The 14,468-nt window shown below is 36.9% G+C and carries 18 protein-coding genes; 3 read left to right on the top strand and 15 right to left on the bottom strand.

Annotated features, from left to right (window positions below):
* Positions 1-193 precede the first annotated feature (193 nt).
* The gene (gene catA, locus AC0VX1_RS21995; protein ID WP_095679087.1) at positions 194-841 is read right to left on the bottom strand and encodes a type A chloramphenicol O-acetyltransferase; all 648 of its coding nucleotides are present in this window, start codon (positions 839-841) and stop codon (positions 194-196) included.
* A 781-nt stretch (positions 842-1,622) separates the two neighbouring features.
* Here catA and AC0VX1_RS22000 point away from each other — a divergent pair.
* Positions 1,623-1,778: a hypothetical protein gene (locus tag AC0VX1_RS22000; protein ID WP_164468797.1), complete on the top strand. Its 156-nt coding sequence runs from the start codon at positions 1,623-1,625 to the stop codon at positions 1,776-1,778.
* A 196-nt stretch (positions 1,779-1,974) separates the two neighbouring features.
* Here the strand turns inward: AC0VX1_RS22000 and AC0VX1_RS22005 are convergent, their stop codons facing one another.
* Together AC0VX1_RS22005 and AC0VX1_RS22010 are read right to left on the bottom strand one after the other, a co-directional pair.
* Complete coding sequence (locus AC0VX1_RS22005) at positions 1,975-2,358, bottom strand: VOC family protein (RefSeq protein ID WP_268565746.1); 384 nt, start codon at positions 2,356-2,358, stop codon at positions 1,975-1,977.
* A gap of 107 nt (positions 2,359-2,465) precedes the next feature.
* On the bottom strand, positions 2,466-2,741 hold the full coding sequence (locus tag AC0VX1_RS22010) for an ArsR/SmtB family transcription factor (protein WP_034304356.1): 276 nt from the start codon (positions 2,739-2,741) through the stop codon (positions 2,466-2,468).
* Between the two features lie 358 nt (positions 2,742-3,099).
* Here AC0VX1_RS22010 and AC0VX1_RS22015 point away from each other — a divergent pair, with 358 nt between their 5' ends.
* Entirely contained in the window at positions 3,100-4,515 is a 1,416-nt protein-coding gene (locus AC0VX1_RS22015) for a PQQ-dependent sugar dehydrogenase (protein ID WP_475468999.1), read from the top strand.
* 68 nt (positions 4,516-4,583) lie between these two features.
* On the opposite strand, the gene AC0VX1_RS22020 is transcribed toward AC0VX1_RS22015, so the two are convergent.
* A complete protein-coding gene (locus tag AC0VX1_RS22020; RefSeq protein ID WP_475469001.1) occupies positions 4,584-5,141 on the bottom strand; it encodes a hypothetical protein in 558 nt (185 codons plus the stop codon).
* Positions 5,142-5,299: 158 nt separating this feature from the next.
* Complete coding sequence (locus AC0VX1_RS22025; RefSeq protein ID WP_264639488.1) at positions 5,300-5,683, bottom strand: cupredoxin domain-containing protein; 384 nt, start codon at positions 5,681-5,683, stop codon at positions 5,300-5,302.
* Between the two features lie 406 nt (positions 5,684-6,089).
* Between AC0VX1_RS22025 and AC0VX1_RS22030 the strand changes: the two genes are divergently transcribed.
* Entirely contained in the window at positions 6,090-6,860 is a 771-nt protein-coding gene (locus AC0VX1_RS22030; protein WP_475469002.1) for a sporulation protein, read from the top strand.
* 251 nt (positions 6,861-7,111) lie between these two features.
* On the opposite strand, the gene AC0VX1_RS22035 is transcribed toward AC0VX1_RS22030, so the two are convergent.
* The 10 genes from AC0VX1_RS22035 to AC0VX1_RS22080 all read right to left on the bottom strand — a co-directional run bounded on the left by AC0VX1_RS22035 (position 7,112) and on the right by AC0VX1_RS22080 (position 14,325).
* Positions 7,112-7,429, bottom strand: coding sequence for a hypothetical protein (locus AC0VX1_RS22035; RefSeq protein WP_475469004.1), 318 nt, complete (start codon positions 7,427-7,429; stop codon positions 7,112-7,114).
* A gap of 155 nt (positions 7,430-7,584) precedes the next feature.
* Complete coding sequence (locus tag AC0VX1_RS22040; RefSeq protein WP_475469005.1) at positions 7,585-8,184, bottom strand: hypothetical protein; 600 nt, start codon at positions 8,182-8,184, stop codon at positions 7,585-7,587.
* A 149-nt stretch (positions 8,185-8,333) separates the two neighbouring features.
* Positions 8,334-9,293: a group II intron reverse transcriptase/maturase gene (ltrA, locus tag AC0VX1_RS22045; protein ID WP_475469007.1), complete on the bottom strand. Its 960-nt coding sequence runs from the start codon at positions 9,291-9,293 to the stop codon at positions 8,334-8,336.
* Between the two features lie 693 nt (positions 9,294-9,986).
* Complete coding sequence (locus AC0VX1_RS22050) at positions 9,987-10,436, bottom strand: MarR family winged helix-turn-helix transcriptional regulator (RefSeq protein ID WP_434366621.1); 450 nt, start codon at positions 10,434-10,436, stop codon at positions 9,987-9,989.
* 44 nt (positions 10,437-10,480) lie between these two features.
* Positions 10,481-11,248, bottom strand: a complete 768-nt coding sequence (locus tag AC0VX1_RS22055; protein ID WP_475469009.1) for a pirin family protein — start codon at positions 11,246-11,248, stop codon at positions 10,481-10,483.
* Positions 11,249-11,278: 30 nt separating this feature from the next.
* A complete protein-coding gene (locus tag AC0VX1_RS22060) occupies positions 11,279-11,635 on the bottom strand; it encodes a DoxX family protein (protein WP_434366624.1) in 357 nt (118 codons plus the stop codon).
* Between the two features lie 252 nt (positions 11,636-11,887).
* The gene (locus tag AC0VX1_RS22065; protein WP_475469011.1) at positions 11,888-12,562 is read right to left on the bottom strand and encodes a hypothetical protein; all 675 of its coding nucleotides are present in this window, start codon (positions 12,560-12,562) and stop codon (positions 11,888-11,890) included.
* 176 nt (positions 12,563-12,738) lie between these two features.
* Entirely contained in the window at positions 12,739-12,960 is a 222-nt protein-coding gene (locus tag AC0VX1_RS22070) for a DUF3953 domain-containing protein (protein WP_475471855.1), read from the bottom strand.
* A 200-nt stretch (positions 12,961-13,160) separates the two neighbouring features.
* Entirely contained in the window at positions 13,161-13,490 is a 330-nt protein-coding gene (locus tag AC0VX1_RS22075) for a hypothetical protein (RefSeq protein ID WP_475469013.1), read from the bottom strand.
* Positions 13,491-14,028: 538 nt separating this feature from the next.
* Complete coding sequence (locus tag AC0VX1_RS22080; RefSeq protein WP_475469015.1) at positions 14,029-14,325, bottom strand: hypothetical protein; 297 nt, start codon at positions 14,323-14,325, stop codon at positions 14,029-14,031.
* Positions 14,326-14,468 lie beyond the last annotated feature (143 nt).

A 14,468-nucleotide genomic window follows, 5' to 3' on the forward strand; every position in this document is an offset into this window, starting at 1 on the left:
AGCGGAGGGTGCGAGACTCCTGCGGGAAAAGCGCGTCTAGGGGAGACCCCGCAGGCGCAAAGGCGCGCCGAGGGCGGACCGCCCGCGGAAAGCGAGTGCCCTACGTTCCAATCAACGTCCAAATTTGTACAAGCAAAAAAATGTAGACAAACTCGATTTTCACAGTTCCCTTTTGTATTTTCCCAATGAACAACTAGAGCCAGTCTGCACTTTCATCAGCAAACCTTTGGAGGTCATTCATAAAAACACTTGCATGATACCCATCACAAACTGCATGATGAATTTGCAACGAAACAGGCAAGAACCATTCATCTTTTATTTGTGAATATTTCCCCCCGGTTATAATGGGTAAGAGAAAATCGCCACCATTATTAATATTTAAATTAAATGCTGTAAAAGAACTCCAAGGAATCATGGATATCGGAATATGATTATCTGGTATAGGAGTCTTTGGAAATAAACTACCCGTACCATTGTATTCTTCTACATCTTTTTCATACTGGGAATGGAATTCAGAAAACCTACTTTCATTCGGTGACCAGATGCTAGAAAATGTGTATGTCTTCTTATCAAAAATTGTATAAGAAGGCAAAATTTCTGACCAATAACCTAAATTCCCTTCTTGGTTAAAACTGGTTCTAAATTCTCGATGGGAATTAACTATTTTTGTAACCATGAAAATAAACGCGGGATATAACTTATAATTTTTCTTCTTTAAGTTTTCCATAAGAACAGTAATATTCATTTCATTCGTTATACTGAATGTTGTTTGTTGTTGTAAATAGTGTTCAAAGTACTCTTTTCGAACCCAATTTTCACGATCAATTATATTGAATTTCATATACAACGCCTCCTAATGTGTTTTACTTGATTTAGGAGGCTATTTCCTCTGCTTTTTTCATGACAGTCATCCTTTTTTAAAAGAATTTGTACCCCAACATTATTAAATATTCCCAGACTAAAATCAACTTACAGAGATTACTTTCTTTAACGATCCTGCTCCGTTAGCCATCCATGCAGCGCAAAATCGGTGCTGCACCACAGAGAATGAAAATGGGGTTCGGGGTCAATTATGTTTAATGGCTGGCGAAGAAGGTCGTTGAACTATGGTACCTTTGAGCCCATCCGTTAGTCTGACTCCGACGACCACGGTGTACCACCGACCGTCGCGCCCTTTATGGGTAGCACTCATGGGAGATTAATCCTTTTTTGGTCGTCCGCTAGCCTCTACTTAATTGGCTATAATTGGAGGTTTTTGTTTATCAATCAGATCACTCATAAGGCCCAGCCCTTTTTTAAAAAGCGTTTTTACTGGATCTGTTGTGGTTTTTTCTGGCCGCCAATTGCGGCCCTCTATGGCGCTAAAGCACCCTTTAGTTTAAGTACAATAATTAACAGACTTAAACTAATTTCTTCTTTTTTGATAAAAGAAGCTACCGATTAGCAGCTCAATTCACTGCAACTCCCTTCAAGTTAGACACCGAAGAAGAACGAAAAAACACCTAATATAATAAGAACTATTAGTAAGTTATTAAAAGAATTATTTTTTAAATAATAATACGTATTTTCCTTATACTTGCGCATATTAAAAACAATAATATTGAAAGCGAGATGGATACGTATTGTCTAAACAAGGAATGCAAAACAAGGATCAAACGAGAAAGCAAATCGAGAAACAGGATAAAAGAAACGATGTTGAACTAGGTAATGAATTTCAAATTGGAAACACAAGTTCACAGAGCTCAAAAAAAAGTGGACGTCAAGTAAATAAAAAATAACCCCGTCTTTCGGGGTTACTTTTTCGATTTATGATCTTTTTTAAAATGTTGAGAATGACAACAATGTCATATATTTTTACACTCCAAAAATATAAAACCCTGTCCTAAAATCAGGACAGGGTTAACTTAAAGTTGTTTAAGATGAACACACTTCCTCCAACTTAAAAACATTACAATAAAACTATCTCACATAAAATTACTGCTGCACTATCTGAATAAGGTTGCCGCATGTATCATCGAAGACCGCTATAGTGCTTTCTCCCATTTTTGTCGGCTCCATCGTAAACTTCACGCCGTTTTCCAATAGCCGTTTGTACTCATTATGAATATCTGCGACGCCAAACATTGTTGCTGGGATGCCTTCGGCTACTATCTTCTTTTGATATTCCTTTGCGGCAGGATGCTCATTCGGTTCGAGTAAAAGCTCGGTACCATCATGATCATCGGGAGAAACAAGCGTAATCCACCTGAATTTCCCCATGGGAACGTCATGCTTTTTTACAAATCCCAGCTTTTCTGAATAAAATTCCAGTGCCTTGTCTTGGTCTTCTACGAATAAACTGGTAACAATGATTTTCATAATCTTTTGCCTCCTTTAATATTTACCACGCTGGTGCTCTGCAAACAATCTGGTTCCAAGCCGAAAATCCCACACATTCTTCAGAAGCCTGTTCCGATTTTATAAAATTACTCTATCCATCCTTTCAGCAAGTCTTTAAGTGGTTCGTTGTTGAACATTAGTACTCGATATTTTCCCTTTCGTTTTGATTTTACGAGTCCTGCATCTTCCAATGCAGCTAGATGTTTAGCGATTGCCTGTCGCGAAATGGCAAGGTCGTGCTTTGTAATGAGACGTACCGTAAGTTCATACAACGTCAGCTCGTTGCGTTCAGATAGTTCGTCCAATATCAGCCGCCGAGTCGAGTCGCCGAGTGCTTTGAATATAGCGTCTTTATCCCACATACATCGATTATAAGCAACTATATGGTTGCATGTCAACAAGTATAAGCAACTTTATGATTGCTTGTCAATGGCACCTATTCCTGATGGACGAAAGCTACAAATACATATGTTGATCTATTATTTCCATCATCAGGCTCCATCATGTATAACCCTAACACCCATTCATTTCCCATAATTGCCGACAATTTAAGTATTGGTTTTGGTTTTTCACCTTAATCCGGCACTCCATTAGATTCCTTACGCTCCTGCGGAAAGTGGTGCATTGCCTTATCAGATTCCCCCAGCCTTTTTTGGTACTAACGGACAGTTCTAATCATATTCTTATTAAAGAAAACCATAAGAATGGGGGCAAAATCAGTTGATAAAAGTGAAGGTTGGTTTACGGCCCATTGTAAGTAAGATAAATTTACCTACTGTTTTGAAAACGACTATACTTCCGGGTGACTCCATTGAAAGATTATTTATTGCAACCCAGGTAGGAGAAATCTTTTACATAGGAAACGGAGATATAAGGACTTTTTTAGATATTCGCCCTCGAATCCTAAAACTAGGGGTTTCTGGCGGCGGATATGATGAACGGGGATTGCTGGGGCTCGCGTTTCATCCCGAATTTTATTATAACGGCCTGTTTTACCTTCATTATTCAATGGCTGGAACACAAGGACCAGGCGCTCTTTCTGAATCTTTTAAGCCTGACCCGTGTGATTCCAAAACGTTAAACCTAAGGTGGATGGATAGGGAAACTAAATATGATCATATTGATACAATTGAAGAATGGATTTTACAATCGAATGGTCAACCTCAAAAACGACGGACATTACTTAACTTAAGACGGCCATTTGCAAATCATAATGGGTTCAATAGTTTAAACTTTTCACCTGAAACAGGAAAACTTGTTTTAACAACCGGAGATGGCGGATCAGGCTATGATCCATTTAACTTAAGCCAGGATGATCTCGAAATCGCCGGTAAAATAATCGAAATGGATGTAGGTAAGAATCTATACATCAATAATCCACCCATTGTCACACGATTTAATGAACTTCCCACACCCATTCAGGAAACGGTCATGGTAATGGCCAAAGGGGTGCGCAATATACCAGGCATTTCATTTCAAAGATTTTATAATCAGTATATTAAGTATGCGGGAAATGTCGGACAGCGTTTGGTCGAGTCGATTTATTCATTCATTCAGTATAAACCAATACCGGTTACTCAGCTTATTCAAGCTTATTCCATGAATTCCGAACCTGACAAAGAAGGATTTATTAACTTTGGCTGGAGAGGCTGGGAAGGTGCTTTTCCTGCTTCAATTATAAGAAAGTGCACGGAAAATCCGGACTTGAATGAGAAAATAACTGCTTATTACAATGAAGCAGCTGCGCTTTCAGGGAGGCGTCTTCAGCCTTTGACTAGTTATTTTCATGAAGATACCAGACCCGATAAGTTTGGAGGAACTGCAATTACAGGAGTGCAAGCCTATATGGGGGAAAGAATCCCTGCTTTGACAGGAAGCGTTGTGTTTACCGATCTTGCCCGGAAAGAATCCCAACCTAAGGTAAGAGGGGCTTTAGCTTATACCACCGTAAGACCAAATGGTGAACAAAATGATTTTAGTGTGATACAGACCGATTATGATTTTGGGTCTCAATCAGCTTATTATGTTAATTTGGGAACGAACCTGGATCAAACCAGACTATATTTAGGGGTTTATGGCTCTATGAAAGTGACTGATTTTAACCAAGGTACGATTTTTGAAATCGTTGAACCCTAACTTTCAAATTCTACTTAATCATGATCATTGGATGTAATGAATCGAAATTAAAAACGAGTGATGGGGACTCACTGAACTTTAATCATTTTTAATCTTTTAAAAATGACCAAAGCAACTTCAACCCAAAACCAGCTATAAATGAAAGCTAATAAAAAGCCAGTTATCAGAAATGAAAAGGAAACAGACACGGCTGGACCTAAAACCGGAAAGTGAAAAATAAATAGTAGACTCATAATTCCTGACATTAAAAGAATGGCACCAGCAGCAATAACACTTAATCTCTTCCTCAAAAAAGAAAAAGATGCCCCTATGCCAAGTCCCAACAATCCTGTTGTAAAAGGAAATACAATGAGTTCAGTTGGCTGTAGGATGAATAACAACATAATTGTCAAAAGGTAGCTCACCACTCCAAATGGAATGGAAAACATGGAACCTAACAGGATGGGCGCAGTGGCTAGGGGACTTATAAAGTATCCGATACCTGGTAAAAAGCCACCAGCAGCCTGAAGTATGGCAGCAATGCAGGCAAAAATGGACACTAAAATGAGCTTCATCGTTCTATTATGTTTATTGAATATGATTTGAGATAAACGAACCTCATCAGAAATAGGTTTAAAAAAATACACATTTCCACCTCATTCTAAATGGTTTATACGTTACCCTACATTATATTTGCCATTCATTAGAGGTGGAACCATTATTAATGATCCAACATCCATATCCTGAAATGAAAAAGGATTTTCCTTTGCCTAATAAAAAAACAAGGCCATATTGGCCCTGCCTTTTATTCGACGATCACTTTCCCAACCATTCCTTCCTGGAAATGGTACCGGCATATCAGTTCATATGTACCCGGCTGTTTCGGTTGCACGGTAATGGTTTTTTCTTTACCTGCCTGAACCTCTGCGTCTATTCCGAGCTTTTCCACTGTGAAGGTGTGCTCTTTCTTACCTTTGTTTTTCAAAATCAATGTTGTGGCTGTTCCATTCGGAATAGTGATGGCTTCCGGATTAAAGAAATCATCGTTCAACTCGACCTCAATCGATTTCACCGCAGGCTGAGCTACAACACGGGATTCGGCAGATACGCCGAATGATCCTAGAGTTGTCACAACTACAACCGTTGCAAGCATAACGACCAATCCTGTTACCCACTTTTTCACTGACATTCGCAATCCCTCCTTCCCTTACCCTATCTTTTTCTAATTCATAAAATATTATTACTATTAATTTGGTTACAGTGCGCGTTCAAATAGGTGAAAAGAAAAAGATCGCCACTAATGACGATCTTCTGGAGTCCAATCTTATGATTTTGCATCATAGTCTTTTTGACATTTTACCATTATAAATTTAAATAGAAGAAAAATACACTCTCCATTCTTTCCAAGCTTTAAGATAGCCACTTAAGTCATGCGGATGAACTCTAATACAAACGCCTATACGTGTGTTAGATATGCAAAAATTTTTGCGGTCTCACTTTTTCCATGGCCCATTAAACTTTGAACCCCTTCCAGAGGCGCCCATGTACCTATTATGCTATGCTATTTATAGACTTACAAAGGGGGAATTATGTACATGTCATTTTTTGATAAAATGAAAGCAAGCATCGGAATCGGTGCGGCGAAAGTGGATACAAAATTAGAAAAAGATTCATACAAACAAGGAGAAACGGTAAAAGGGAACGTGTTTGTCCTTGGCGGAAACACCCAACAGGAAATCAATGGGCTGTATATCCATGTGATGACACAGGTTTTGAGGGAACAGGATGACCGTAAGTATTTAGATGATGTTACCCTTTACAAAATAAAGGTTTCGGATGCATTCGTCATTAAAAAAGGCGAAGAAAAGGTGATTCCGTTTTCCTTGCAACTTCCGTACGAAACGCCAATCACGATAGGGGACGTGTCTGTGTGGATGAAGACGGAAATGGATGTGACGTTCGCATTGGACCCTAAAGATAACGATTATATAAACGTATTTGGAAATGAAACAGTCAGTAGCTTCCTAAAAGCAATCGAATCATTAGGGTTTTACTTGAACAAAGTGAAAAATGTACCCTTCAAACGTAGCAAAACGGGTGTCTTTCAGGAATTCGAATACAAGCCAAAGGGCGGTACATTCCAAAGAAGCCTTGATGAGGTTGAAATCGGATTCGTCGCGGACGCTCAATCCGTAGATTTATTCATCGAAGTGGATAGAAAAGCAAGAGGACTTTCTGGGTTTTTGGAAAGTGCAGCAGGAATGGATGAATCCAAGATCCGAGTGCAATACAAACATTTCCAAAAAGAAAGTGTAGAAACAGCCAAGCAAGAACTGATGGATATACTATCCCGTTATTCTCGATAAATTGGATTTGCTTATCTGCCTTATATAAACCCCAACATCAGTTAAGATCATACCTGTTTCTCTCCAATCTATACTGTATTAATAGACAGTATAGTCAAAAGAATAACGATTATACTAGATTAGTAGAGTTCTCATTAAACAGTAACACCTGTTAGCTAATGAAGAAAAACTGCCTTAAGACAGCTCCAATCTTCAGCTTACGCACCCGTTAAAGGAGTTGCCCTAACAACTCCTTTAAGAACAAAATTTATTTAATAATCACTAATAATACTGTTTTTATTTTTAAAGTAAAGAAACAAATTAAATATGCTTAACCCCAAAATTATAAGAAACAAATATGAGGGAATAACATCTCCTCCTAAATTTAATTCATCAGCTATGTATCCTATAATAATAAGATTAATACCAGAAACAATTATTGAAATTATTGAAGTAATACTAACTGTGAATCCATTAACGAGGTTGCTCCGTTTCTTTTGAACCAATAAAATAATGGTAATAACAATTAAACTAATTATAAAAGTAATAAAAACTAATCTTAAAAAATCGTATATTTCCAACCCTTCCATAGTCATCCCCCTCATTATCCTTTTCCTATTAATTTTACCACAAAAAACCATTATCCTTATGCAACTAAACTCCCCGTTATTTCATTTAGAAGTAGTAAAAAAAGGACGTTCTAATACCTCCTGATAATGAACATAATTACCCTTTAGTGAAATTATTATAAATGCATTGAAATCTCCAGACCTGTGGGTTTGTCCCCAAAAGGCCCGCTATATTCTCTAAAAACTAAATCAAGTCCTGAAATATCGTCAGGTAACGGTGGAGAAACAATAAAGCTGTATACGAATTGTCCTGTTGAACCACTTCCAGTATTCCAACGACAATCATATTGTTCTCCTAAAAACAATTCGAAAAAATTATGTTGATGTCCGTCGTATGGTGACTCCTTCGTCGAATCCCAATCGATATTAAGATGAACCACGCTTGCATTCTGATACTGCCGAATAAAGGTTACCGTATATATATATTCACCCTTTTCAACTGATTTTAAGATGGGTATATGCCTTATAAATTTTTTTGGTTCAACACGTGGTCTAAATTCTTCATCATTTCTCAATGTACCGAATACCGTGTTTAACAAATCCTCGTACAGTTCGAACATTTTTGCCCAATTTGAGATATTTTTACGAGGTGGAAAACCTGGATCATTATTTGAAATATCCTTACGTTGTTTTAGTAATGCACAAAGTTGTTCATCTATTGATAAAACCTTTTCATCATAATGGTCGGTTGGTTGTTCGAATGGCATTCGTTTCATTGTATTCCTCCTCATTTTTATTTCAAACGCAAATCATTAGTCACCTCTACATTAACAAATAATGGATTTATTGGAAATGATGTTCTTCAACTGACCTGCCCAGATAGTTCCATTGCCACTCTGAAGTAGTTTACCCATCCAACTATTACTTAGTTCAATTTCAATATTCGGTAGTCTAGTGGAACATTCCAATTTCGCTTTGTCAGTTGTCGAAGTTTCCTTTGAAACTTCTGTACAGAACTTGGATGAGGTTTCACTTTGTAGTTGTTGTTATTAGTGTCGTAATAATACCCAAATCCTAAGAATTTCAACTCTTTTGGACGTGAGATTCTACTCTTCTCTACGTTGACTATCAGGCCTAATTTCTCTTCTATAAATCTCACGATTGTGCTCATTACTCGGTTCGCTGCCTTTTCACTTTTCACAAAGATAAGGGCATCATCAGCGTACCTCACGAACCTTAGTCCTTTTTTCTCCAGTTCCTTATCAAGTTCGTTTAACATTATATTACTTAATAGTGGACTGAGGTTGCCTCCTTGCGGAGTACCGACAGGTGTGTCTTCATATTTTCCATTCACCATGACTCCACTGACTAAGTATTTTCTGATTAACGAGATGACATTTCCGTCTTTTATTGTGTTGGATATGATTCTCATGAGTTTATCGTGATGGACGGTATCGAAGAATCTTTCAAGATCAATGTCGACTACCCAATCATGTTCATCATTCAGAAACTCCAGGCTTTTAATTATCGCCATTTCACAACTTCTTTTTGGTCTGAAACCGTAACTGAATTCACTGAATTGCTTTTCAAATAGTGGACTGAGAACTTGATGAATGGCTTGTTGAACGACTCTATCCACTACTGTTGGTATTCCCAATTTGCGCATCTTTCCATTTTCTTTTGGGATCTCCACTCTTAAGGCAGCTTGTGGTTGGTATTTTCTTGTTCTGATGCGCTGACGCAGTTCATCTTTGTTCTCTTTCAGGTATTGCTTTAGTTCGTCGACTGTTACTCTGTCGACCCCACTTGCACCTTTATTTTTATAGACACGTATGTAGGCTTCGTTCATATTTTTATTACTTAGGATTTGTTCTAAAAGTTCCACACTCGTTTCTCCTTTCCTCTCACGTAGTAAGTGATATCTCCATTTTGGTTATTCTTTGAGGTACGCTCATACTTTCACCATTAACACATTCGGAGTTCGTCACTTACGCATTCGTGGCGTTGAAACACTATAAATTGTTCAGCCCTTCATGAAATTATTTCATTACTATGGCTTCTGCTGACTTCTTGCGACTAACCTTTTTCGACTGTACTTCTGTACATCCGCAAGACCTCCCAGGGGAAGACACCTATCTTTCCTCTTTTACTCGCCTGATTTACTCTATAAAGTTACGCACATCTTTTGGACTTTAGCTTGTCTTGGAGTTTAATCCCTTTATAGAGCCTTAGTATCAGATTCCTGTTCGTCGAGCCAAGATTTTATTCCACGCTTCCTCCAGCCCTTACCTCACGATAAGTACCTTGCGCTTCCTTAGTGGTTGGTCGATATGTACCCCCACAGTGGACTTTCACCACCTAGATAGTTGCCATGCCTGGCACACAAGAAAAAGCTGCCTTAAGACAGCTCCGATCTTCAGCTAAAGCAACCGTTAGTTTAAGTAATGTTTCAAAAACTTTTTTTATAGAGAGCATTCTGGAAATTGGTCTTATTTCGTTAAAATCAAAAAAACGAATATCAAACACTTTATTTTTAGTGTCTGATATTCGGATTACAGTATACTCTAATAATTTGTAATTATTTAATCTGAATAGCACCTAGTCCAAGCCTTTTGAGAAGATCCATTAACTGTAATTTTTCCTCATTACTTATAAAAGACAAATTTTCAGATATGACTTCAACGTGTTGAGGAAAGATTTCTTTAAATAAATTTTGACCTTTGTCAGTTAGAACTACATTTGAAGCACGACGGTCTGCTGGATTTGGTTCCCTTTTAACAAATTCTTTTTTCTCAAGTTTATCAACAACGTAAGTGATGCTTCCACTAGGAATAGATAATTTTTCACTAATTTTTTGAATTGAGTGGGGGCCCTTATTATAAAGAAGTTCCAGAATCATAAAATTCTCTGAACTAATTCCGTGTCTTTCAATATCTTTAACAACATGACCAAAAATAGTTTTACTTGCCTTAAGCCAGATGCGGAAAAGACGTAAATCAATCTGGCTTTGTTCATCTCCTTGATACATTCACCAAACCTCCTATTACGACTAACTTTTGAAATTACAATTGGTTATTTTGGTTTTCTGTATAAAGGATAATCAACTTCAGTCGGAACTTCAATTAGGAAGATTCTAAAGTCTTTATCTAATGCTTGAATTGTTACGTCTCCACCCTGTTCTGATTGAACGATGGAAAAATCTTTTTCTGCTAAACGAGTGGGTCCATTCGTGTCTAATGAAAAATCTCCATCGCCTCTGATGGCTAAACCAGCTAATGTACGATTCGATGAAAGGCTATGAGTATATACCGTTCCCTTTGGAATGAGTACATCCCACATCTGAGCATCTGTCACGATTTTCATTGGTGAATCATTTCCTAGTATTGTTTTAATTTTCACACCATCTTCATACGTTAAAGAAAAATCATTTGAATCGTATTGTGAATACGCAGGTGTACGTTTTACAGCTTGACTTAAATGTGGTTCAAACCAGATTTGAAAGATTTCCGATGGTTCTTTTAATGCTTCCGCATGATACACACCGGAGCCTGTTTGCATGAGCTGGGCTCCCCCTTCTTCTACAACACTTTCCGTACCAAGTGTATCCCGATGATAAGCATTACCCTTTATCACATAGGTGATGATTTCAAAGCCTTGATGTGGATGCAGTCCAATTTCTGCTGGTTCCTGAGAATGACCCCAAGCCCAGTAAAATAATGGTCCTAGTCGATTTATTAGAGACCCTTCGCCAGAAAAGCCAATCGGTTTTTGCTCTTTAATTTTACCGACATCAAACTGCCCGTTCGCTTGATACTGTGGTTTAATAATTTTAATTTCCATTTGTATCCCTCCTTATAGATAATTGTCTACTTATCCAAGCAAAGATCCGAAATTTATAAGTAATACTAATAATCCAAGAATTAATAAAATGATTGGCATCATCATTTGTTTTACAGTATCTTTTATTTTAATATGAGTAAAAACGGCACCAATCATCGTTACTACAATGAATAAACCTCCCCATGCAGCTAACCTCTCGTTCCAAACACCTGCGATAACTAATACCGCTGAAACGACTTCTGCCAATCCTGTAAACACTCTAAACCATCCTGGATACCCATAATGCTTAAACCCTTCCACCATTTGCTTTGATCCGAACTTCATAAATCCAAACATTAGGAATCCTAATCCTAATATAACTTGAAGAATAATTGATAAAACACCCATTAATTTTCTCTCCCTTTATTCTAATATTATTTATCCTAAGATTATATATCCTAACTTCAGGATAAATATATCCTAACATTAGGATATATTTTATGTCAACAGAAAAACAACCCAATTTAGTTATTGAGTTGCTGTGTATTTATCCTATTCATGTTTATTCTTATTAAACTAACTGCCCCTTTAGTTCCATAAAGAAAAAGAGCTGCTGATCAGCTCGTACCCGTTGGTTCAAGGGTATGGAAAGGGAAAACACTATTCCCATTCATAATCAGTCACCAGCTCAACCTTTTCCGGCATTATTTTTTGAAGAGAGTCTATTGTTGAAAAGTTTTCATCATTTGAGAATGCGGCTATATAATCGCCATCATGCCCTACCCAAAACATAGTGGAACTCTCATTTAACGTTGCTATCAGGGTATTGGCTATCCATTTTAGTTTAATAAGTCTTGTTCTGTTATTTTTAGTCCTTTTTACGGGATAAGGTGACTCATGTTCCTTTTCCTCTAGTCTGAAGACTTCCTGTTTTAAGGACCATAATGATAAGTTCAACATGCTCCCATTCCCGTGTAAATAAGGATAATATTGTTTAAATTGCTGTGGGCTGCGGATATTTGCCTTTACAAAGAACGAGTCTTTACTACTCCCCTTCATATAATTGAACTCTATATTTTGCTTCTTAAACAGCTCTTCGTACTCTTCTAGTTGAAAATCATAGATTTCCGCTAGTGAATAAATAGGGTAATAATTAGGGCTCTCCAGCCAATTGTAAAAGAATTCTTCATGGGATTCTGTATAATCCCCATCAATATAACAAGAAAACTCTACGATATATTTGAACTCACCGGTTATCTCAAAAGGATAAGTGGCTTCTGGGCCAGGCTCAGTTATTATTTCTTCTGGAGGGAAGTAGCTTATTTCTACCTTCATGTTATTCGCCTCTCTTAAAAGGTTCGGATAGTTACATTTTTATTATATACCACATGAAATGTTGTTTTCACTGGCTTATTAGAATATCAGCTTGTTGAACTAACTGCCCCTTTCGTTGCATAAAAAAAGCTGCCTTTAAAGACAGCTCCGATCTTCAGCTAACGCCCCTGTTAGTTCTATAAGAAATACGGTATGTAAAAAATGAAAATAAATAAAGAGATAACAATATTCATATATCCCCAAAATCCTTTTCTGTCTTTTTGAAGTTCGACAAATCCTGACACCAACATAAATGCCCCAAGGATAAACATATAATAGGGCATTAACTCAAAGGCTTGAGTTATTAGACTATAACCTGATAGAACAATAACCACTATCGCTAAAATAGTTCTAACCATTTTCAAAAATATATTTCCCCCTAAAAATTAAATTCTTTTCCAATCATACCATTTAACACCTTGTCGTTTGTATAAAAAATGGAAATTACTTCTTTCAATATCCTGCTCCGTTAGTTCCGTAAGAAAAAGCTGCCTTTAAAGACAGCTCCGATCTCCAGCAAACGCACCCGTTACCTGCAGAATGACATGGTATAAAACTATCACATTGCACTGCCCAACATGATCATGCCAATAAATCCATATACAACGGTAACTCCCAAACCATACAATAATAAGTTATCTTTTTTAAATAGTTTGATCAGTTCAAAGAAAGAAATGACAATCCGTATAACCAGCAACAGTCCAAAGATAGATAAAAATGACATCCCGATAGTCATTGGAATCTCTGTCACTAACCTCATACCATCTGTCTTATCATTTGAGATTACTCCAATCCCCATTCCAATATAAATCCACAAAAATGACCTCAATATCAATGTAAAGAATAAAATGTAGTAACGGTGAACATTAGGTGCTAAAGAAGAATCCACAGACGTTATCCATTTTATAAAATACTTGATACATAATCTACACGAAATAATAGGATGTAACCACGCAAATATAAAATCTGTTTCATCGTCCTTAACATAAGAATTCTTTCCAAATGTCATATTAATTATATTTGATTCGTTTTTCTTGTTTTTTTTCCTTTTCATCTTCAACAACCAATCTAATAGTCATAGTATAAATCGAAATTCTTCAATCGAAATTATAACATAAACAAGAGTAAAACCTTTTCTGTGTTAAAGAGTCATTTAGGTATAATACAACATTACATCAACTGCGTTTCACCTTCCTCAGGAATACGAAATACTTAGTTCCGAATTTTTACATTTCATTGCTGTAAAGTTTATATAGAAAAGGTGCTGCAACAACCATTATGAAATATATTTTCCATTCCTTACTTTAATGAATTGATTTAGTGCAAAATCCAATGCGTTAAATCTTTATAGTCCTCAACAAACAGGGCGCTTTAATTAAATAAAACGAGAGCACACTTGCATAATATGACTCTTCATTTATAAGCTCTTATAGGCCACCATCTAAACCGTCAATTTTCACCCCTCTACTCCAATCACGATCGATTTTTAATTCATTATTTGTAGTGGATATTGTTAATTCTCCTTCTTTTTCATAAATTTTAGATGAATTCTCGTCATAAACTTTAAATGTTGTTGTATATAAGTAATCTATTGTGCCATCATCATTTTTGCTTTGTTCTTCAAGTTTCACATCAACCTTTTGTGCACAGGTTGCAAAAGAACCTGTTTGAGGACGGAACAGGCAGCCGTAGCCGACCGCTATGGCTTTTTTATTTTCTTTCAAGTTTTTTTGTTGTACTTTCTGTCTTTCTCATCACCCATTACAAACAAAGTACGTGCATAATAATTCTGTTTGGATTGCCCGTACTGCCACTCAAACGTAGTCTCCTCTATCCTCGTCGTAGTTTTTTATATACTCGGTAAAGT

This window comes from Peribacillus sp. QJM3NY_7 (assembly GCF_056173225.1).